Origin of the sequence: Microvirga tunisiensis (assembly GCF_009296175.1) — a bacterium.
Classification (GTDB): domain Bacteria; phylum Pseudomonadota; class Alphaproteobacteria; order Rhizobiales; family Beijerinckiaceae; genus Microvirga; species Microvirga tunisiensis.
Genome location: NZ_VOSK01000008.1, coordinates 68,348 through 87,880, shown reverse-complemented (window position 1 = coordinate 87,880; position 19,533 = coordinate 68,348). Strand labels below are relative to the sequence as shown.

The window sequence follows — 19,533 nt, the reverse complement described above, 5'->3', positions numbered from 1 at the left end:
CACCCGGGTCAGCCGCACCCGCTCCTCGGCCCAGGCCTCGGCGACGGTTGAGCCGGTGGCGGGGCAGCGCCGCTCGTGGGACAGGATCTCGATGCGCGCATCGGTCCACTGCTGCAGCTCGGCCAGGCTCGCATAGGGGCGGCCATAGGGATTGATCGCCAGACGCTGATCGCGCACCCGCCGTTCCACCTTCCCCTTGCATTGGGGCTGGCGCGGCGGACAGGCGTCGATGTGGAACGTCATGGTCGCCGCATAGCGGCGATAGGTGGGATTGATCACCCCCCAGGCGCCGGCCCCGCGGGCGATGGCGGTCTTCTCGTTGTCGATGCGCACGGTCGCCGGCACGCCGCCCAGGCGGGTAAAGCAGGCCGAATGGCAGCCCAGCCAGGCCAGCATGTCCTTGGTCGGCGACCAGACGATTGCCGGCTTGCGGCTGAACGACAGCACCATGTGCAGGGCGACAAGATCAGTCGGGATGCCGGCCAGGATCACGCCCGGGAAGTAGGCCCAGTCGACCTGCGCCTGGGCCCCAGGAGGGGTCTCGACCCGCCGGCGGGCCCGGATGGCCGGAGCCGGATAGGCTGACCGCCAGAACCGCTGGACCGATCTCAGGCTGCCGGTGTAGCCGTGCTCGCAGCGCAGCCAGCCATGCAGGGCGGCCAGGTTGATCGGACCGTCCGCCTGGCTGACCCGCCACTGCGCGATGGCGGCGGCAACGGCCTCGGCCTTGAAAGGCTGGCGGGCGCGGCCATCGGTCAGGCCCCTCTCGAACCGCTTCACCTGATAGCGAACCGCGCCTTCCGTCACGCCCAGCAAGCGGGCGATCTCACTGTTGGTCGCTCCCCGCGCCGCCAATGCCTTGATAGTCATGCGAGCCTCCTGATCGAGCCGGCTCATGCGCTCCTCCGTGTCGTCCCGTGACACGGTAGGTCGACTTCAACCGGAGGCGACATCTCGTAAATCTGGCCGTCGCCTTACTCACACATTCGCGCGTCGCGCTACAGACGTCGAGGCGAAGGCCGATCTCGCGGGTGCGCTCGGTCACCGAGACCAGCATTATGTTCATGATGCCGATGCCGCCGACCAGCAGCGAGACCGCCGCGACGGCGGCCAGCAGCATGGACAATGTATTTGCGGAGGCAGACGCGGTGTTGGCGATCTCCGTCAGGTTGCGGATCGAGAAATCGTCCTCCTGCTCGCCGTTGATGCGATGACGCTGGCGCAGCAGTTCCGTCATGGTCTCGATGCCAGGCTCGATGTCGCTCTCGTTGGCGAATTTGACAAAGATCGAGCCTACGGATCTGTCTTTGGCATAGTTGCGTCCGATCACCCGGCGGCGGCCAGCGTCGAGCGGCACGAAGATCATGTCGTCCTGATCCTGCCCGAAGGCCGATTGGCCTTTCGGTGCCATGACGCCGATCACGCGGAAGGGCACGTTGCGCACGCGCACGACCTGGTCGACGGGGTCGTCCTCTCCGAAGAGGTTGCGGGCGACCGTCTGGCCAAGAAGAATGACGATGTCGCCGCGGCGGATCTCCTCGGGATCAAAGGTCCGTCCGCTCGCGACGTCCCATTCGCGCGCGGAGAACCAGTCGAGATCGATGCCGTAGATGCGCGTGCCCCAGTTGCTGCCGCCCGCGACAACTTGCGTGCCGCCCTGCACGAAGGGTGCTGCTGCGACCACGCCGTCGACCTCGCGGCGGATGGCCTCCGCGTCTTCATCCGTGAGCGATGAAGCCGCACCCGCACCGAGCCTTGCGCCGCCCTGGGTTACGTTTCCGGGCGTGACGATGGCGAGGTTCGCACCGAGCGATCGGATCTGGCTGTCCACGAGATTGCGTGCGCCCGAGCCGATCGCCACCATGGCGATGACGGCGGCCACGCCGATGACGATGCCGAGCATCGTGAGCAGGCTGCGAAGGGCATTCGCCACGATGGCGGATAGGGCGGAGCGCATGGCCTCGATCAGTCTCATTCCGCAGCCTCCCGCGCGAGAGCGCGTGCATCGACGGGTGTTTGGCGCTGATCCTCGATCACGCTGCCGTCCCGGAAGCGCACGAGGCGACGCGCGTGGCGCCCAACTTCGGCATCATGCGTGACGAGCACGATGGTGACGCCTTCGCGGTTGAGTTCCTGAAACAGGGCCATGATTTCGTTGGCCGTGCGGCTGTCGAGGGCGCCGGTGGGCTCGTCGGCGAGCAGCAGGCTCGGGCTGTTGACGAGCGCGCGCGCAATGGCGACGCGCTGCTGCTGCCCACCCGACAATTGCATCGGGCGGTGATGCGCCCGCTCGGCGAGGCCGACACGGCCGAGCGCATGCAGGGCCCGTTCACGGCGTGTCCTGCGGTCGAAGCCCGCATAGATCATCGGGAGCTCGACGTTGCTCAACGCATCGATGCGGGGCAACAGGTTGAACTGCTGGAAGACGAAACCGATCTCGCGGTTGCGCAGTCGCGCCAGCCCGTCGGCGTCGAGGCTTTCAACGGAGGTGGCGGCGAGCCGATAGTGGCCTCCGGTCGGTTTGTCGAGACATCCAATGAGATTCATGAAGGTGGATTTGCCGGAACCGGACGGGCCCATCACGGCGACGAAATCGCCCTTCTCGATGTCGAGCGACACAGCGTCGAGCGATACGACGTGGCCCGCATCGAGTTCATAGGCACGTCTCAAATCGCGCGCTTCGATGAGAGCCACTGGATGCTCCTCAGAACATGCGCGGCGGGCGCGGGCGGCGGTTGGCGGCCGAGCCGTTCGTCTCCTCCGCCGCGTCGGAGCGCTGCGCTCCGATGATGATGGCCGCGCCTTCCTGCAGATCGCCACGGATGATCTCCGTATAGGCGCCGTCAGTCACGCCCAAGCGCACGGGCACCGCCTGCGGATTGCCGTCCTGTCCGACGCGGTAGATGCGCGCGCGCGTTCCTTCGTCCTGCATGAACTGAGCCTGCTCGCTGCGTGTCCGCCGCTGCAGACCCTGGCCCTCGGGCGCAGCGCTCCGTCCCTCGCCGCCTGCGGCTTGATCCTCCTGCTGACGCGGTCGCCGTCTCGGCGTCTGGCCATCCTGCGCGACGCTTCTCGGCCCACTTGACTCGACAGCAGCGGATGGCCGGAAGCGTAAAGCCGCATTCGGGATGCGCAGAACGTCCTCGCGCTCATCCGTGACGATCTGGAGGTTCGCCGTCATGCCGGGCAGGAGTGCCTGGTCCAGATTTCTCACGCCGATGACCGCCGTATAGGTGACCACGTTCTGCACCGTCTGCGCAGCCAGGCGGACCATGCGAACGCTGCCCTCGAAGGTGCGGTTCGGATAAGCGTTGACCGTGAAGGTCACCTTCTGCCCGTCTCTGAGACGACCCACATCCGCCTCGTCGATATTGGCGTAGATATCGATCGCTCGCAGATCCTGCGCGATCGTGAACAGAGTCGGTGCGGAGAGCGAGGCGGCGACGGTCTGGCCCAGTTCGATGTCGCGCTTCACCACGACACCATCGACCGGGGACTTGATCTCGGTCCGGGCGAGATCGATCTCGATGTCCTTCAGCTTCGCCTGCCGCTGAAGGATGACCGCCTCTGCCGATTTCACGCCTGCTTCGGCCAGGGCGAGATCCGCCTTGAGACCTTCCAGCTCCGCCTTGTTGGACGCGATCTGCGCTTCGGCCGCAACGAGGTTGGCCTTCTGAATGTCGACCTGCGTTCCGGCCTGTTCCAGCGCCGTCTGGGTTCCTACCGCACGGGTGGTCAGCTCCCTCTGCCGGTCGAGATTGCGTTGCGCTTCGGCGAGTTGCGCCTGGGTCCGGTCGCGCTGCGCCTGAAGATCGTCCGCCTGTGCCTCCGACCGCTGCTGGGAGGAACGTGCCTTGTCGATCTGCGCGCGTTTGGTGTCGAGATCGGCCTTCGCCTGGGCGAGATCCGCCAGGGCCGCGTCACGGCGCGCCTTGATCTGCTCGGCGTAAAGGCGGGCCACCACCTGGCCTTCCTTCACGGGCGTATTGTAGTCGGCAAGGATCTCGACCACCTGGCCGGAGAGCTGTGATCCGACCAGAACCGTCGTGACGGGGTTGAGCGTGCCGGTCGCGCGGACGCTCGCCGTGATGGGGCCGCGATCCACCGCGCCAAGGCGATAGGCCTGATCGGAGGCGTTGCCACCCGTGGGCTTCCAAAGCACGAAGCCGGCGGTCGCTGCCACAAGGAAAATGCCGATCAACCACAACCAGACGCGACGCACCGAAGAACCCTCTGCAAGACAGGGAATGTCATGAGGGCCGATTGTGGCCGATTTCCTATAGTGTTGCGAGTTAACTCTTTGTCATGCGGCAGTCTGGGGCCGCGTGGCGATCAGGTTGCGCAGGGTCATGATGGTGGAGGCATCGGCGACACCGTCGACGCGCTCCGGCCGGAAATGCCGCTGGAACGCGGAAACCACCTTTTCCGTGTCCTCGTCGAAGACACCGCTGATCTTCACCTCATAGCCGTACATGGCGAGCATAGCCTGCAGGGCTTCGATGGGCATGCCCTGGTCGCCGCGCGAGAAGAAGCGGCCGTCGCTCATGGCGGACGGGGCAACCCAGTGGCCGACGCCCGCCTCGTGCAGGCGAGGCCAGGGAAACAGCTCGCCCGGATCGACCTTGCGGCCGGGTGCGACGTCGGAATGGCCGAGAACGCGGGTTGCCGGAATGCGCCAGCGGGTGACGATATCCTTGGCCAAGGCCGCAACGCTTTCGATCTGCGCGTCGGGGTAGGGCGGCAGGCCGCCCGGATGGCCGGTATTGGCGATCTCGATGCCGATGGAGCAGGAGTTGATATCAGCCTCCCCGTCCCAGGAGGAGAGGCCCGCATGCCAGGCCCGACGCATTTCTGGCACGAGCTGGAGAACGCGCCCATCGCCGAACACGAAGTAATGGGCGGAAACCTGCGACACGGGATTGCACAGCCACTGCAGAGCCTCGCCTTCGTCCGGCATGCCCGTGTAGTGGAGAATGAGCATGCTGGGGCGCTGGCCGTCCTTGCGCTCTCCGTGGTTGGGCGACGGAAACACCTTGCTGGCGACCGGGCTCTCCGGGGACAGAGCGCTCATGCCGTCACCTGAGGTTCCGCTCGGCGGCGATTCGTTCCCAGGCGGCGTTGATGGTGGCCACGCGCTCGGTTGCGATCTTCACCGCTTCGGGCGGCAGCCCGCGGGCGATCTCCCGATCGGGATGGTTCTCAGCCACGAGCCTGCGGTAGTGCCGCTTCAACTCCTCGTCGCTCATGCCTCGGTCGGCCTTGAGGATGAGGTAGGGATCATCCGCGCGCTTGACGTGCCGGGCGGCGATGCGCTCAAAATCCTTATCCGAGAAGGCGAAGATCGTCGCCACATCCTTAAGGTAGGCGTACTCCGCCTCATGGATGGCCTCGTCCGCCTTGGCGATATGGAACAGACCGTCGAGCACATCCTCGAGCAGGGCAGGCTCTTCCTTGAAGGCGTCGCCGATCTGGCGGGCATAAGCCTCGAAACCGTCTGAGGTCTGCGTGGCGAGGTTGAACAGACGTTCCACCTTGTCGTGCTCGCTTTCCGGTACCTCGACGATCTGCTCGAAGGCCCTGACCTCGACATCGACCACGACGCCGTCGGCCTTCGCCATTTTGGCAGCGAGCGCGACGAGACCCATGGTGAACAGCACGTCGCGCGGCGGCTTTCCGAAAGGAGCGCCCTCGCGGTCAATGAGAACGTGGCCGGCCACACCACCCAGGAGAGCACCGATCGGTCCGCCCAATGCGAGCCCAATGCCGGCGCCACCCAACTTACCCCAAATCGACTGAATCATCTTGAGAGTCGTCGTACGCTTAAGTGCGGGCAAAAGGAAAGGGGCCGGGAATGTCCCGACCCCTTAAATTCGATCTCGGATGCGCGATCAGCGGCAGTAAACGTTGCCGTAGACGTCCTGATAAGTGCCGTAGGGGCAAGCCGGACGAGCCGGAGTCGTTGCTGCGCCGACCATTGCGCCACCGGCAGCACCGATGGCCGCACCCGCCAGAGCGCCGCTGCCACGACCCGTGGCTGCACCGCCAATGGCCGCACCAGCAAGGCCGCCGATTGCAGCGCCGCCGACTGCGCGCTCGCCGGGGGTATTGCAGGCTGCCATCGAGAGGGTGAGGGCACCGGCGGCAATGGCTGTCATGATCTTCTTCATGGAGGCTTCCCTGTTGTTGAGCGGGCGGTAGGCTGCCCATTCCTGTTTAGCTTGACCTTACGCTGTCGCCAACTCCCGGACAGGGAAAGAGTTCCTCCCCATTCCGGATAAGCTGTCGAAAAAATTCCAAATTTGCCCAAGGCTAGAATCGAGCCCGCAAAGCCATGCAATGCCGAGGGAACACGCTCAGGCTTGAACGTGTTCTGAACAAATATGCGGCCTGAAGCGCCTCATCTTAGCCTTATTTGGCCGTCACCGACCGCGCCTTCCGATTTGTGCCGGCTGGAGTATCGGTTTGACTTGGCAACATCTGCTCAGAACCCTCGTGATTGCGTTTCTCGGTGCGGCGGCGCTGATTCTGGCCGCGGAAGCGCGGGCCGAAGGAGGAAATGCCGATAACGTCATTTCCCCCGACAAGGCCGAGGAGTTCGTTCGTGCTGCGGCCGCCGAGGCTGCAGCCGTGGCGGAGGAAGAGACTGCCGAAGCGGCCGATGGCCAAAAGTCCGCGAAGGCTGCCAAGGGCTCGGACAAGAAGAAGCCGAAGGACGCTGCCGTCGCGGCCAAGGCTGACCGAACTCAGGGCGGCAAATCCCAGTCCAAGCCGGCAGTCCAGGCCGCTGCTCCATCCGAGGAAGAGGAGGCCGGCGACGAGACCGCGTCCCTTCCTTCAACCCCGGTGGACGCCAAGCTGAAGCTCCGGCAACCCGATGCCGTTCGTGGCAATGCTCTCAAGCCGCTCATCACCCGCTACGCGTCCGAGAACGGCTTGCCGTACGAACTAGCCGATGCCGTCGTTCGCCTCGAGAGCCGCTACAATGCCGGCGCTCGCAACGGCCCGAACATGGGCCTGACCCAAATCAATTTCCGCACCGCGCAATCCCTCGGTTATCAGGGCCTAGCTGCGGGTCTTCTCGATGCGGAAACGAATCTCCGCTATGGCTTGAAGTATCTCGCCAAGGCGTACAGGCTCGCCGGCGGCGATACCTGCGGCACCATCCTGCGCTATCAGTTCGGTCATCGGACGCAGACCATGACGGGTGCCTCGCGCGCCTATTGCGCCAAGGTACAGGTGATTACGGCAGCGGCCGACTAGGGCATCGGGTCCAAAGGTGGGTTTTCAAACTTTTGGGAACCTCCGATGCTTCTTCCTGAGTGGCGCATCGATCGGCCGAAAACCGGAGCCACTTTTCCGCACGATGCGCTGGACCCTTGACGTGAGGGGGCGTTTGGCACCACATCCCATCGTCAGCCGGCCGGGCGGCCGCTTCGAGCCTAGCTCGGGGAGGAAAGTCCGGGCTCCATGGAAGCAAGGTGCCGGATAACGTCCGGCGGGGGAAACCCTAGGGAAAGTGCCACAGAGAGCAGACCGCCCCGTATACGGGGTAAGGGTGAAAGGGTGCGGTAAGAGCGCACCGCGGACGCAGCAATGTGGACGGCAAGGTAAACCCCACCAGGAGCAAAACCGAATAGGGACGACAGGCGTTCGCGCCAGGCCTGCTTCCAGGCTCGTCGTCCGGGTTGGTTGCTTGAGGCGGTCAGCAATGATCGTCCCAGAGGAATGGTCGCCACGTCCAAGGTCTTAGACTTTGGGCCCTACAGAACCCGGCTTACAGGCCGGCTGACCCCATCTTTCCACAGGCCCGATTTTGTAAGAAAGCGGAGCAAACCGTTGCTCTGCTTACGATTCATTAACTGTAAATGCGTCTCATGGGGAGTGCATGCCATGAGGCGTGTCCTCGACCTCCGTTCCGTTGACGCCCATATTATCCCATGTTATCCCAAACCATCCCGTCGACGGTGTCTTCCGAAGGGAGCGTCAAGCACTCAAGAAATGCTGGCGTTCTGCTTCGGGAAGTAGCGTCACCACCGACTGCGGGTGGTGGATCCTCAAGATCCGCCTGGGGGCTGACAATCAGGAGCGTGCGAGCTGCGGCCAATGAACCGCTTCGTGTCCAATTTCACCAACAAGTTGGATTCGAAGGGTCGCGTCTCGATCCCCGCGTCCTTCCGGGCCGTGTTGGCCAAGGATGGATTCGAGGGGCTCTACGTACATCCGGCGCTGGACGCGCAGGCATTGGACGCAGGCGGCAACGTGCTTCTGAACGAGATCGATGCGTTCTTGTCGACGCTGTCGCCCTATTCGGACGAGCGGGATCATCTGTCGACGGCGTTGTTCGGGACAAGCGAGATTCTGAAAGTCGATCCGGAGGGGCGTGTCATCCTGACGGATACGGTAAAAGTGCATGCCGGGATCGGCGATACGGTGACGTTCGTCGGACTTGGTCACAAGTTCCAGATTTGGGAGCCCGAGCGCTTCCGTGCGCACTTGGAGGAGGCGCGCACGAAGGTCCGAGACCTGAAGAAAGCATTGAGCAGCCGAGTTGTGGAGCCAAGGTTAGTGCAGAATACCTCACCAGGAGTGCGGGAACGATGATGGGACGCGGCGACGGCCCAGGAGCCGGAGCCGCTGGCGGACCGTCCCGTCACGTTCCTGTTCTCCTGGAGGAGGTTGGCACAGCGCTCGATGTGACGCGCGGCGGCGCTTTCATCGACGGCACGTTCGGCGCGGGTGGATATACGCGCGCCATTCTCGATGGACACCCCCAGAACAAGGTCATTGCCATCGACCGCGATCCCGATGCGATCGCGGGCGGAGCTTCCCTTGCGGCCAAATTCAAGAAGCGCCTGATGCTCGTTTCCGGTCGCTTCGGCGATCTCGACGAGGTCGCGCGCGCGCAGGGTTTTGAGAGCGTCGACGGTGTCGTGCTCGACATCGGCGTGTCGTCCATGCAGCTCGATCAGGCCGAGCGCGGCTTCTCATTCCGCAATGACGGTCCGCTCGACATGCGCATGGAGCAGAGCGGCCCAAGCGCGGCCGATCTTGTCAATGAATCCTCCGAGGCCGAGCTCGCCGATATCTTCTATCACTACGGCGAGGAGCGGCGCGCCCGCGCGGTCGCGCGCGCCATCATCGAGATGCGCCGCCGCCAGCCGTTCGAGACCACGCGTCAGCTGGCCGATCTCGTCGCCTCGCTGATCCGCCAGGAACCCAGCGGCATTCATCCGGCCACCCGTGTGTTCCAGGGGCTGCGCATCGCGGTCAATGACGAGCTCGGCGAGCTGGTGCGTGCGTTGCACGCAGCCGAGGGCATTCTGAAGCCTGGCGGCCGTCTTGTGGTTGTCACGTTCCATTCGCTCGAGGACCGCATCGTGAAGCAGTTCTTCGCGGCCCGCACCGGGCGCGCCGCTACCGGCTCGCGCCATCTGCCGACAGCCGCCGCACCTGAGCCTACTTTCGATGCGATCACCAGGGGGCCTGTGGGGCCGAGCGACCAGGAAATGGCGCGCAATCCGCGGGCGCGCTCGGCAAAGCTCCGGGCTGGCGCGCGCACGGACACGCCGCCGCAGGAGCCTTTGAGCGCCATCACCATGCTGGCCGAGTTGCCGCAGACGGCTGAAAAACGGGGAGGGCGCCGATGATCCGGCTGCTCCACATTATCGCGATCTCTGCTCTCATCGCATCGGCAGGATATGCCTATTCGATCAAATACGACACGCTCTATTATGCCGAGCAGGTGGCGAAGCTGAAGTCCAAGTTGCAGCGCGAGCGCGAGGCCATCGCGGTGCTGCAGGCCGAATGGCAATATCTCGACCGCCCTGACCGACTTCAGGAAGCGGCCGACAAGCATCTCGATCTGCAGCCCCTGAAGATCCAGCAACTCGCGCGCTTGTCCGACCTGCCGAACCGTCCTTCACGCGAGGACGAGATCGGCCGCAAGCTCGAGGCGCTCGGGCTTCTCGAGCCCACATCGACGCCGAAGGACAAGAATTCGGACGCCCGCACCCCGACGACCCAAACCCCGAAACGGTGAGCCTCGTGTTGCAAGAGCCCCAAACCGAATGGCAGGGTAAGAGCCTTCCCCATAGAGCATCGGATCCAATGGTGGACACCACTTTCGGAACCGATCCAATGCTCGCGCCTTTGAGTGACGCATCGCTGGATGCGGAAAGCCGGAGCCACTTTTCCGCGCGACGCATTAAGCGCGGCGTGCTCGGACACGCCCGAGAGCTGTTTCGCCTGCGCCATGACAAGAGCACGTCGCGCGTGGGTCTCGCTGCGGCCTGCTTCGTCGGCTTGTTCAGCCTCATCGGCGGTCGACTGGTTTATCTTGCGGTCACGAGCGAGAACACGAGCGAAGTGCGCCGCGCGGCTTCGTCTGAAATTTCCGCGGCCCGCCCCGACATCGTCGATCGCAACGGCGAAATTCTCGCCACCGACGTGAAGATGGTCTCCGTCTTCGCCGAGCCGCGCAACATCGTCGACAAGGACGAGGCGGTCGAGCTCCTGACCGCCGTGCTGCCCGACCTCGACGCGACGGACCTGCGCAACAAGCTCAGCACCAGGAAGGGTTTCGTCTGGGTCAAGCGCGAGATCACGCCACGCCAGCAGGCGGAAGTGCATCGCCTCGGAATCCCTGGCATCGGCTTCCTGCCGGAGAACAAGCGCGTCTATCCGAACGCGGAGGCCGCCGCACACGTGCTCGGCTTCGCCAACGTGGACAATGTGGGCATCGCCGGCATCGAGAAATACATCGACAGCATGGGTCTGCAGGACCTCAACGGCGCGGGCTTCAACATTTCTGCCGCCGACCTGAAGCCCATCCAGCTGTCTCTCGATCTGCGCGTGCAGCATGCGCTTCGCGACGAGCTTGCCAAAGGCATGGCGAAGTTCAAGGCCAAGGCTACCGCAGGTGCGGTCCTGGACGTAAATACGGGCGAGATCATCGCTCTCGTGTCGTTGCCGGACTACGATCCCAACAATCCGGTCGACGCGCTCGAAAAGGATCGGATCAACCGTATCAATGTCGGCGTGTTCGAGATGGGCTCGACCTTCAAGGCCCTCACCGTCGCGATGGCGCTCGATTCCGGTAAGTACAACATCAACTCGACCTTCGATGCGCGCTCCGGGCTGCGCTACGGCAAGTTCACCATCGGCGACTACCACGCCACGCACCGGGTGCTCTCCACGCCGGAAGTGTTCGTGCATTCCTCGAACATCGGCACGGCGCGCATGGCGCTCGGCATCGGCGTCGAGGGCCACAAGGCCTTCCTGCGCAAGATGGGCCAGCTCTCACGTCTTGAGACCGAACTGCCTGAGAACGCTCTGCCGATCGTCCCGCCGCGCTGGGGCGAGCTCAACACTATGACCATTGCCTTCGGCCACGGCCTCGCGGTCGCACCTTTGCAGGCTTTGATGGCCGTCGGCGCGCTGGTGAATGGCGGTGTGATGATCAAGCCGACCTTCCTGAAGCGCACCGAAGCCGAAGCGCGGCAGAATGCCCTTCAGGTGATCAAACCTGAGACGAGCGAGGCCATGCGCTATGTGATGCGTCTCAACGCGTCGACGCCGGAAGGCTCGGCGAGCGCGGCCGCCATCGCGGGCTTCTTCGTGGGCGGCAAGACCGGCACGGCCGAGAAGGTGATCAACGGTCGCTATTCCAAGAACAAGAACCTCACCACCTTCACGGCGGTGGTGCCGGCCGACAAGCCCAAATACGTGTTCCTCACCATCATGGACGAGCCGCAGGCGGTGGAGGGCACCTATGGCTTCTCGACCGCAGGCTGGAATGCCGGCCCGGTGACCGGCAATGTGGTCGAGCGCGTGGCGCCGCTGCTCGGCGTGCCGCCGCGCTTCGAGCCGCCGGCGCAGCCGTTCCCGCTCATGTCCCGCCTCGGTGCCTGGGGCAGCAACCGATGAGCGCACGCAGCATGCATCTCGGCGATCTGATGGCTGAAGCGCAGGGGCATGAGCATGCCCCTCTCGCTGTTTCGAAGGTCGCCTCCGACAGCCGCAAGGTGGAGCGGGGCACCCTGTTCTTTGCCGTGCCGGGCACGAAGGTGGACGGCATGAGCTTCGTGCCGCAGGCCGTGACTGCCGGAGCAGTCGCCATTGTCGGCGAAGCGGAACGTCCATCGGATCTGCCGGGTCAGGTCGCCTATGTGCGGGTCAGCGATGTCCGCCGGGCGCTCGCTCTAGCGGCTGCACGCTTCTATCCGAAGCAGCCGGAGAAGGTCGTCGCCGTTACGGGCACGAGCGGCAAGAGTTCGGTGGCCGATTTCACACGCCAGCTTTTCGCCCATCTGGGCTACAAATCCGCCAGCGTCGGCACGCTTGGCATCATCACGTCGGATGGCGCGGCCTATGGCTCGCTGACGACTCCGGACCCGATCTCCCTGCACGAGAGCTTCGACCGCCTGGCGAACGACGGCGTTACGCGCCTCGCCATGGAGGCTTCCTCGCACGGCATCGACCAGCGCCGTCTCGACGGCGTGCGCCTGCAGGCTGCAGGCTTCACCAATCTCGGCCGTGATCACCTCGATTATCACGCCACGACCGAGGCCTATGCCAAGGCGAAGATGCGCCTGTTCGATACCCTGCTGCCAGGCGATGCACCCGCCATCATCAATGTGGACGGTCCTTATGCGGACGTGTTTCTGGATGGTGTGCGCCATCGCGGCCTGAAACTCTTCACGACCGGCAGCATGGGCGAGACGATCCGTCTCGTCGAAGTCCGCGCGGAAGAATTCACGCAGGTGCTGACCGTCGAGGCTTTTGGGACAACCGTCCGGACGACGCTGCCGCTGCTGGGTGCCTTCCAGGTCGAGAATGCTCTCGTCGCCGCAGGCCTCGTTCTCGCCGTCGAAGGCGAGGGCAGGGCAGCCGAGGTGCTTGAGGGCTTCAAGACTCTGAAAGGCGTGTCCGGCCGCCTGGAGCAGGTGGGCGAGGTGGATGGCGCCATCTGCATCGTCGACTACGCCCACAAGCCCGATGCGCTGGCTCACGTGCTCGATGCCCTGCGCCCCTTCGTGAAGGGACGCCTCGTCTGCGTCGTCGGCTGCGGCGGCGACAGGGATCGGGGAAAACGTCCGCTCATGGGACGCATCGCCTCGGAGAAGGCGGATCTTGTCATCGTCACGGACGATAATCCTCGTTCCGAGGATCCGGCTGCGATCCGCGCCGAAGTCATGAAAGGTGCGCCCGGCGCCCGCGAGATCGGCGATCGCGCTGAGGCGATCCGCACGGCCGTGAACGAGCTTCGGGACGGCGATATTCTGGTCGTCGCCGGCAAAGGCCATGAAACGGGCCAAATCATCGGCGACCGGACCCTGCCGTTCTCGGACCACGACGAGGTCCGGGCGGCCATTGCGGAGAGGCAGGGATGAATTCGCCCCTTTGGACATCGGATGAGATCGCAGCCGCCACAGGCGCCCGCCTCGGCGGCGGCTTTGCGCAGGCGACGGGTGCATCCATCGATACGCGCACCCTGGAGCCGGGCGATCTCTACTTCGCCATCAGGGGCGATGTGCATGACGGGCACGATTTCGTGGCGGCGGCTCTGGAGAAGGGCGCGTCGGCTGCGGTCGTGTCCGAGGAAAAGGCTCCTGCCTTCAGGGACTCCGACAGGCTCATCGTCGTGCCGGACGTGCTCGAGGCCATGCGTCAGATGGCGCGCGCCGCGCGCAAGCGCACCGATGCGAAGATCGTCGCGATCACCGGCTCCGTCGGCAAGACCGGCACGAAGGAGGCCATGCGGCTCTCGCTGGCACGCCATGGCGCGACCCATGCGTCCGTGGCCTCCTACAACAATCATTGGGGCGTGCCGCTGACGCTTGTCCGCATGCCACGCGAGACCACTTTCGGCGTGTTCGAAATCGGCATGAATCATGCACACGAGATCCTGCCGCTGACGGGCATGGTCCGTCCGCATGTGGCGGTCATCACCACGGTCGAGCCGGTCCATATCGAGTTCTTTCCTTCGCTCTGGGGCATCGCCGATGCCAAGGGCGAGATCTTCTCCGGCCTCGAGCCCGGCGGCACGGCAGTGATCAGCCGCGACAATGCGTATTTCGAGCGCATGCGCGCCCACGCCTACGCGTCCGCGGCGGGCCGTGTGATCACCTTCGGCGAGCACGAGGCGGCGGACATTCGCGCTCACCGCATCATCGTGAAGCCCGATCATTCGGTCGTGGACGCCACGGTCTTCGGCCAGCCCCTGACCTACAAGATCGGCACGGCCGGCCGGCACATCGCGCTGAATTCCTTGAGCGTGCTTGCGGCCTCCCATGCGCTCGGCGCCGATCTCACGCTCGTGGCGCTTTCCTTCGCCGAACTGAAGCCCCCGGTCGGACGCGGCGAGCGGACCGTCCTCGCCATCGGCGACAGCGAGGCTCTGCTGATCGATGAGAGCTACAACGCCAATCCGGCCTCCATGCGCGCGGCGCTCGCCAATCTCGGCACCGTCGAACTCGGCCGCGGCGCGCGGCGGATCGTTGTCCTGGGCGACATGAAGGAATTGGGCGAGACGGGTCCGCGCCTGCACGCGGAGCTTGCCGAAGCGGTCGAGTCGAACAGGATCGACCTGCTGTTCGCGGCCGGTCCCTTGATGAAGAACCTCGTCGATGCTTTGCCGCAGGCCAAGGTCGCAACCCATGCGGAGACCTCCGCCGAGTTGGTCGATGCCGTCTGCGCGGCGGTTCGCCCCGGCGATGCCATCACCGTCAAGGGCTCGCTCAGCATGAAGATGGCCCTGGTTGTCAAAGCTTTGAAAGAACGTTACGGCGCGAGCTCGACGGCCCACGCGCTGAAAGGATGATCGATGTTAACCTGGTTGGCTGAGCTCAGCCCCTATTTCAGCCCCCTCAATATCTTCCGCTACATCACGTTCCGCACCGGCGGCGCGACGGCGACCGGCTTGCTGATCGTCTTCCTGTTCGGCCCGTGGATGATCTCGCTCCTGCGCCTGCGCCAGGGCAAGGGGCAGCCGATCCGCGAGGACGGGCCGCAATCGCACCTTTTGACCAAGCGCGGCACACCGACCATGGGCGGGTTGATGATCCTCGCGGGCGTGCTGATCTCGACCCTGCTCTGGGCGAACCTGGAAAACCACTATGTGTGGGTCGTGCTGTTCGTCACCGTGGGCTTCGGCGCCATTGGGTTCTATGACGATTACCTGAAAGTGACGAAGCAGTCGCACAAAGGCTTTTCCGGCCGCTCGCGCCTCGCCATCGAGGCGTTGATCGCCGCCGTCGCCTGCATCGCCATCTCCTACATGGCGACGCCGGGCCTCGCCAACAAACTGGCGCTGCCGTTCTCGAAGGACCTGATCTTCAATCTCGGCTGGTTCTACATCGTCTTCGCCGGCTTCGTGATCGTCGGCGCCGGCAATGCGGTGAACATCACCGATGGTCTCGACGGTCTCGCCATCGTGCCGGTGATGATCGCGGCGGGCACATTCGGCTTCATCGCCTATCTGTCCGGTAACGCGGTGTTCTCCAATTACCTGCAGATCCATTTCGTGCCCGGCACCGGTGAGCTCGCGGTGATCTGCGGTGCGCTCATCGGCGCAGGCCTCGGCTTCCTCTGGTTCAACGCACCTCCGGCCCAGATCTTCATGGGCGACACGGGCTCGCTCGCCCTCGGCGGCCTTCTCGGCACCATCGCAGTGGCGGCCAAGCACGAGTTCGTTCTCGCCATCGTCGGTGGGCTCTTCGTGCTGGAGATCATGTCCGTGATCATCCAGGTCACCTCCTTCAAGCTCACGGGCAAGCGCGTCTTCAAGATGGCGCCGATCCACCACCATTTCGAGCAGCTGGGCTGGACCGAGCCGCAGGTCGTGATCCGCTTCTGGATCATCGCCGTCGTGCTGGCGCTCACCGGCCTCGCCACCCTCAAGCTGCGGTAGCGCGCATGATCCCCGTCACCACCTTCTCAGGCAGAACGGTCGCTCTCTTCGGCCTCGGCGGCTCGGGGCTGGCGACGGCGCTTGCCCTGAACGAGGGCGGGGCGCATGTGATCGCCTGCGACGATAATCCGGCCAAGATGGCCGAGGCCAACGCGAGGGGCATCGAAACGGGCGACCTGCGGAATGCGGATTGGTCGAGGTTCTCGTCCTTCATCCTCTCGCCCGGTGTGCCGCTGACCCATCCCGAGCCGCACTGGTCGGCGAAGCTCGCGCGTGCGGCCGGCGTCGAGATCATCGGCGATATCGAGCTGTTCTGCCGCGAGCGGGAGAAGATCGCGCCGAATGCACCCTTTGTTGCCATTACCGGCACGAACGGGAAATCCACCACGACGGCGCTGATCGCGCATATCCTGCGCGAAGCTGGCCGCGACGTGCAGATGGGCGGCAATATCGGCACCGCGATCCTCTCGCTGGAGCCACCTGCCGACGACCGCATCCACGTGATCGAGTGCTCCTCATTCCAGATCGATCTGGCGCCCTCGCTCGCGCCTACCATGGGCGTTCATCTCAACCTTTCGCCCGATCACATCGACCGGCACGGGACGATGGAAGATTACGCAGCGATCAAGCAGCGGCTGGTGGCGAAGGCGGGGCTTGCCGTCATCGGCGTCGACGATCCGATGAGCCGTGCGATCGCCGATTCATGCCAGGCAAAGGGTGTGAACGTCGCTCGCGTTTCGGTCGAGCCGCTTGGTGTGAAGGGCGTCTTCGCGGACGGCGAAACGCTTGTCGGGGTGACGGTGTCGGGTGCCGCTCCTGTCGCCAACCTGTCGGGCATCGGCTCGCTGCGCGGCGCTCACAATGCGCAGAACGCCGCTGCCGCGGTCGCAGTCGCCCTGGCCTCGGGCATTTCGCCTGAGGAGATCCGCGCCGGCCTCCACACCTTCCCCGGCCTGCCGCATCGCATGGAAGAGGTCGGCCGCATCGGATCGACCCTTTTCATCAACGACTCCAAGGCCACGAACGCGGATTCCACCGAGAAGGCGCTGAAGTCCTTCGACGACATTCTCTGGATCCTCGGCGGCAAGGCGAAGGAAGGCGGGATCGAGCCGCTGACATCCTATTTCCCGAAGATCCGCAAGGCCTATCTCATCGGCGCGGCTGCGGACGAATTTGCCGGGACGCTCGGCAGCGACGTTCCGCATGTCCAGTGCGGCACTCTCGACAACGCTGTGGCACAGGCGGCAGCGGATGCGCAGGCGCTGGGGAGCCCGGCCGTCGTGCTGCTGTCGCCGGCCTGCGCGTCCTATGACCAATTTCCGAATTACGAAGTGCGCGGAAACCATTTCCGCGATCTGGTCCGGGCATTACCCGGCCTTGAAGCCAAGGGGGCTTGAAGATGGTGTCGCGCGCGGAACGCTCGGCTTTCGGCGATTGGTGGTGGACGGTCGACCGCCTGCTTCTCGCAGGTCTCGCCATCCTCATGCTGGCAGGTCTCGTCTTCCTAATGGCCGGCGGGCCGCCCGTTGCGGAGCGCCTCGGCCTCTCCACGTTTCATTTCGTGAACCGGCAGGTGATGTTCCTCGTCCCGGCGCTCGCCATCATGATCCCGGTCTCGTTCCTGTCCCTGCGCCACATCCGGCGTCTGGCGCTGCTGGTCTATGCGGTCGCCATGGTGCTGATCCTGCTGGCGTTCCAATACGGTCCTGAGATCAAGGGCGCCCATCGCTGGATCATGATCGGCCCGCTCGGCTTGCAACCGTCGGAATTCGTCAAGCCCGCCTTCGTGGTGCTGTCGGCCTGGGCTTTCTCGGAGGGTGCGCGGCGCAAGGACGTCCCGGGCACGCTGCTGGCGCTCCTGCTTCTGCCCGCCACCATCATTCCGCTCATCCTCCAGCCTGATTTCGGCCAGACCATGCTGGTCACCATCGTGTGGTGCGGCCTGTTCTTCATCGCCGGCCTGCACTGGTTCTGGGTGATGGGCCTCGGGGGTGCCGGACTTGTGGGCATCGTGGCGGCCTATGAATTCCTGCCGCACGTGCGGGCCCGCATCGAGCGCTTTCTCGACAAGGACTCCGGCGACACCTTCCAGGTGGACACGGCGATGGAATCCTTCTCGCGCGGCGGCTGGCTCGGGCGCGGTCCGGGCGAGGGCACGGTCAAGCGCATCCTGCCCGATGCCCACACCGACTTCATCTTCGCCGTCACGGCAGAAGAATTCGGCATCGTCGTCTGCATCGTGCTGCTCCTGGTCTTCGCCTTCATCGTGCTGCGCGGCCTGTCGCTCGCCCGGCGCAGCGAGGACACGTTCTGCCGTCTCGCCGCCACGGGCCTCATTTTCATGTTCGGCCTGCAGGCCTGCATCAACATGATGGTGAACGTGCATCTCATGCCAGCCAAGGGCATGACGCTGCCCTTCATCTCCTATGGCGGCTCGTCGCTGCTCTCTCTCGCGCTCGGCATGGGCTTCCTCATCGCGCTCACGCGGCGGCGGCCGCGCGCCGAGATGATGGACCATTACGGGCAGGATCGGGCGCATTGATGAGCGCTCCTCTCATCCTCCTGACCGCCGGCGGAACCGGCGGTCATCTTTTTCCGGCCGAAGCACTGGCGAATGCCCTGAAGGCCTCTGGTGCAAAGGTGGCGCTCGCGACCGACAAGCGCGCCAATGCCTATGGAGGCTCGTTTCCGGCTGACGAGGTCGTCGAGATTCCGTCCGCGACCCCATCTGGCCGCTCGCTGCCGCAGATGGCGAAGGCGGCTCTGCTGCTCGGGCAGGGGACCCTGAAGGCCGCATCCCTCATGCGGCAGATGAAGCCTGTCGTCGTCGTGGGCTTCGGCGGTTACCCCACCGTGCCACCGGTATTGGCAGCCTACTTCCTCAAGGTGCCGACGGTGATCCATGAGGCGAATGGCGTGATGGGGCGCGCGAACCGCCTGCTCGCCCGCCGCGCCACCGTGATTGCGACGGGTTTCGCCGATATCAAGGGGGTTCCGGCGAACGTGCCCGGAAAGCTCGTCCACACGGGCAACCCGATCCGTCCCGCGGTGCTGGAAGCCGCGAAGCAGCCCTATGCAAGCCTGGAACCCAATGGAAAGCTCCGCCTCCTCGTGGTCGGCGGCAGCCAGGGCGCGCGGGTCATGAGCGATGTGGTGCCGCCGGCGATCGAGCTCCTGCCGCCGAACCTGAGAACACGCCTTGCTGTCACCCAGCAGGCCCGGGGCGAGGACCTGGAGCGGGTCCGCGACCATTACCGGAAACTGGGTGTGGAATTCGAGGCCGAGCCCTTCTTCAAGGATCTGCCGTACCGGCTGGCCCAGGCCCATCTCGTGGTCTCCCGTTCCGGCGCCTCGACCGTCGCGGAGCTTGCGGTAATCGGTCGCCCCTCGGTCCTCGTGCCCCTGCCGGGCTCCCTCGACCAGGACCAGGCGGCCAACGCCAAAACCCTCGGAGATCTCGGGGCCGCCATCGTTTGTCCGCAATCGGACTTCACCCCTGAGAGGCTGGCAAACGAGATTCAGCTCTTTTTTCAAGAGCCTGACCGCTTGACCAAAGCCGCCGCCGCTGCACATAGCGCCAGCATCACGGATGCGGCGGAGCGTCTGGCGCAGGTCGTTCTCAC

General features: G+C 64.7%; 17 protein-coding genes, 1 other RNA gene and 1 pseudogene. 12 read left to right on the top strand and 7 right to left on the bottom strand.

The annotated features are described in order from the left end of the window. The 7 genes from istA to FS320_RS05065 form a co-directional block, all read right to left on the bottom strand. The coding region (gene istA, locus FS320_RS05095) for an IS21 family transposase (protein ID WP_192926249.1) at positions 1-870 on the bottom strand (870 nt) is incomplete at its 3' end. Next, positions 827-1,975, bottom strand: a complete 1,149-nt coding sequence (locus FS320_RS05090; protein ID WP_244626977.1) for an ABC transporter permease — start codon at positions 1,973-1,975, stop codon at positions 827-829. The genes istA and FS320_RS05090, both read right to left, overlap by 44 nt. Beyond that, a complete protein-coding gene (locus FS320_RS05085; protein WP_162002833.1) occupies positions 1,972-2,694 on the bottom strand; it encodes an ATP-binding cassette domain-containing protein in 723 nt (240 codons plus the stop codon). Before FS320_RS05085 ends, FS320_RS05090 begins: the two co-directional genes overlap by 4 nt. A gap of 10 nt (positions 2,695-2,704) precedes the next feature. Next, entirely contained in the window at positions 2,705-4,222 is a 1,518-nt protein-coding gene (locus tag FS320_RS05080) for an efflux RND transporter periplasmic adaptor subunit (protein WP_152709938.1), read from the bottom strand. Positions 4,223-4,303: 81 nt separating this feature from the next. After that, positions 4,304-5,071: an N-acetylmuramoyl-L-alanine amidase gene (locus tag FS320_RS05075; RefSeq protein ID WP_152709936.1), complete on the bottom strand. Its 768-nt coding sequence runs from the start codon at positions 5,069-5,071 to the stop codon at positions 4,304-4,306. 4 nt (positions 5,072-5,075) lie between these two features. Further along, entirely contained in the window at positions 5,076-5,801 is a 726-nt protein-coding gene (locus FS320_RS05070) for a TerB family tellurite resistance protein (protein WP_152709934.1), read from the bottom strand. 87 nt (positions 5,802-5,888) lie between these two features. Beyond that, a complete protein-coding gene (locus FS320_RS05065; protein ID WP_152709932.1) occupies positions 5,889-6,167 on the bottom strand; it encodes a glycine zipper domain-containing protein in 279 nt (92 codons plus the stop codon). Positions 6,168-6,462: 295 nt separating this feature from the next. On the opposite strand from FS320_RS05065, the gene FS320_RS05060 reads away from it, so the two are divergent. From FS320_RS05060 to murG, 12 genes and pseudogenes are all read left to right on the top strand, one after another. Next, positions 6,463-7,260, top strand: a complete 798-nt coding sequence (locus FS320_RS05060; RefSeq protein ID WP_162002832.1) for a lytic transglycosylase domain-containing protein — start codon at positions 6,463-6,465, stop codon at positions 7,258-7,260. A gap of 152 nt (positions 7,261-7,412) precedes the next feature. Further along, positions 7,413-7,793: RNase P RNA component class A (gene rnpB / locus FS320_RS05055), an RNA gene on the top strand. Positions 7,794-8,103: 310 nt separating this feature from the next. Beyond that, complete coding sequence (gene mraZ, locus FS320_RS05050) at positions 8,104-8,601, top strand: division/cell wall cluster transcriptional repressor MraZ (protein WP_152709928.1); 498 nt, start codon at positions 8,104-8,106, stop codon at positions 8,599-8,601. Then, the gene (rsmH, locus tag FS320_RS05045; protein WP_152709925.1) at positions 8,598-9,647 is read left to right on the top strand and encodes a 16S rRNA (cytosine(1402)-N(4))-methyltransferase RsmH; all 1,050 of its coding nucleotides are present in this window, start codon (positions 8,598-8,600) and stop codon (positions 9,645-9,647) included. The genes mraZ and rsmH overlap by 4 nt, the downstream gene beginning before the upstream one ends. Further along, complete coding sequence (ftsL, locus tag FS320_RS05040) at positions 9,644-10,039, top strand: cell division protein FtsL (protein ID WP_152709923.1); 396 nt, start codon at positions 9,644-9,646, stop codon at positions 10,037-10,039. Before rsmH ends, ftsL begins: the two co-directional genes overlap by 4 nt. Positions 10,040-10,107: 68 nt before the next feature. Further along, positions 10,108-11,925, top strand: a complete 1,818-nt coding sequence (locus FS320_RS05035; protein ID WP_244626976.1) for a peptidoglycan D,D-transpeptidase FtsI family protein — start codon at positions 10,108-10,110, stop codon at positions 11,923-11,925. An 11-nt stretch (positions 11,926-11,936) separates the two neighbouring features. Then, entirely contained in the window at positions 11,937-13,391 is a 1,455-nt protein-coding gene (locus tag FS320_RS05030) for a UDP-N-acetylmuramoyl-L-alanyl-D-glutamate--2,6-diaminopimelate ligase (protein WP_420846702.1), read from the top strand. Further along, the gene (locus tag FS320_RS05025; RefSeq protein WP_152709917.1) at positions 13,388-14,821 is read left to right on the top strand and encodes a UDP-N-acetylmuramoylalanyl-D-glutamyl-2,6-diaminopimelate--D-alanyl-D-alanine ligase; all 1,434 of its coding nucleotides are present in this window, start codon (positions 13,388-13,390) and stop codon (positions 14,819-14,821) included. Before FS320_RS05030 ends, FS320_RS05025 begins: the two co-directional genes overlap by 4 nt. A 3-nt stretch (positions 14,822-14,824) precedes the next feature. Then, on the top strand, positions 14,825-15,910 hold the full coding sequence (gene mraY, locus FS320_RS05020; RefSeq protein WP_152709915.1) for a phospho-N-acetylmuramoyl-pentapeptide-transferase: 1,086 nt from the start codon (positions 14,825-14,827) through the stop codon (positions 15,908-15,910). Positions 15,911-15,915: 5 nt separating this feature from the next. Continuing rightward, positions 15,916-17,307 (top strand): UDP-N-acetylmuramoyl-L-alanine--D-glutamate ligase, encoded by a 1,392-nt coding sequence (gene murD / locus FS320_RS05015; protein WP_152709913.1) that lies wholly within the window; start codon positions 15,916-15,918, stop codon positions 17,305-17,307. A 2-nt stretch (positions 17,308-17,309) separates the two neighbouring features. Further along, positions 17,310-18,452, top strand: coding sequence for a putative lipid II flippase FtsW (gene ftsW, locus FS320_RS05010; protein ID WP_152709911.1), 1,143 nt, complete (start codon positions 17,310-17,312; stop codon positions 18,450-18,452). Further along, positions 18,452-19,513 (top strand): annotated as a pseudogene (gene murG, locus FS320_RS47630) (undecaprenyldiphospho-muramoylpentapeptide beta-N-acetylglucosaminyltransferase); the annotation flags it as partial. The gene ftsW and the pseudogene murG, both read left to right, overlap by 1 nt. Positions 19,514-19,533 lie beyond the last annotated feature (20 nt).

Bases quoted from the DNA above. Each gene is read 5' to 3' on its own strand.
- FS320_RS05090 (WP_244626977.1), bottom strand. From the start codon at position 1,975: ATGAGACTGATCGAGGCCATGCGCTCCGCCCTATCCGCCATCGTGGCG.
- FS320_RS05075 (WP_152709936.1), bottom strand. From the start codon at position 5,071: ATGAGCGCTCTGTCCCCGGAGAGCCCGGTCGCCAGCAAGGTGTTTCCG.
- FS320_RS05070 (WP_152709934.1), bottom strand. From the start codon at position 5,801: ATGATTCAGTCGATTTGGGGTAAGTTGGGTGGCGCCGGCATTGGGCTC.
- FS320_RS05065 (WP_152709932.1), bottom strand. From the start codon at position 6,167: ATGAAGAAGATCATGACAGCCATTGCCGCCGGTGCCCTCACCCTCTCG.
- mraZ (WP_152709928.1), top strand. From the start codon at position 8,104: ATGAACCGCTTCGTGTCCAATTTCACCAACAAGTTGGATTCGAAGGGT.
- rsmH (WP_152709925.1), top strand. From the start codon at position 8,598: ATGATGGGACGCGGCGACGGCCCAGGAGCCGGAGCCGCTGGCGGACCG.
- ftsL (WP_152709923.1), top strand. From the start codon at position 9,644: ATGATCCGGCTGCTCCACATTATCGCGATCTCTGCTCTCATCGCATCG.
- FS320_RS05035 (WP_244626976.1), top strand. From the start codon at position 10,108: ATGGTGGACACCACTTTCGGAACCGATCCAATGCTCGCGCCTTTGAGT.
- FS320_RS05030 (WP_420846702.1), top strand. From the start codon at position 11,937: ATGCATCTCGGCGATCTGATGGCTGAAGCGCAGGGGCATGAGCATGCC.
- FS320_RS05025 (WP_152709917.1), top strand. From the start codon at position 13,388: ATGAATTCGCCCCTTTGGACATCGGATGAGATCGCAGCCGCCACAGGC.
- mraY (WP_152709915.1), top strand. From the start codon at position 14,825: ATGTTAACCTGGTTGGCTGAGCTCAGCCCCTATTTCAGCCCCCTCAAT.
- murD (WP_152709913.1), top strand. From the start codon at position 15,916: ATGATCCCCGTCACCACCTTCTCAGGCAGAACGGTCGCTCTCTTCGGC.
- ftsW (WP_152709911.1), top strand. From the start codon at position 17,310: ATGGTGTCGCGCGCGGAACGCTCGGCTTTCGGCGATTGGTGGTGGACG.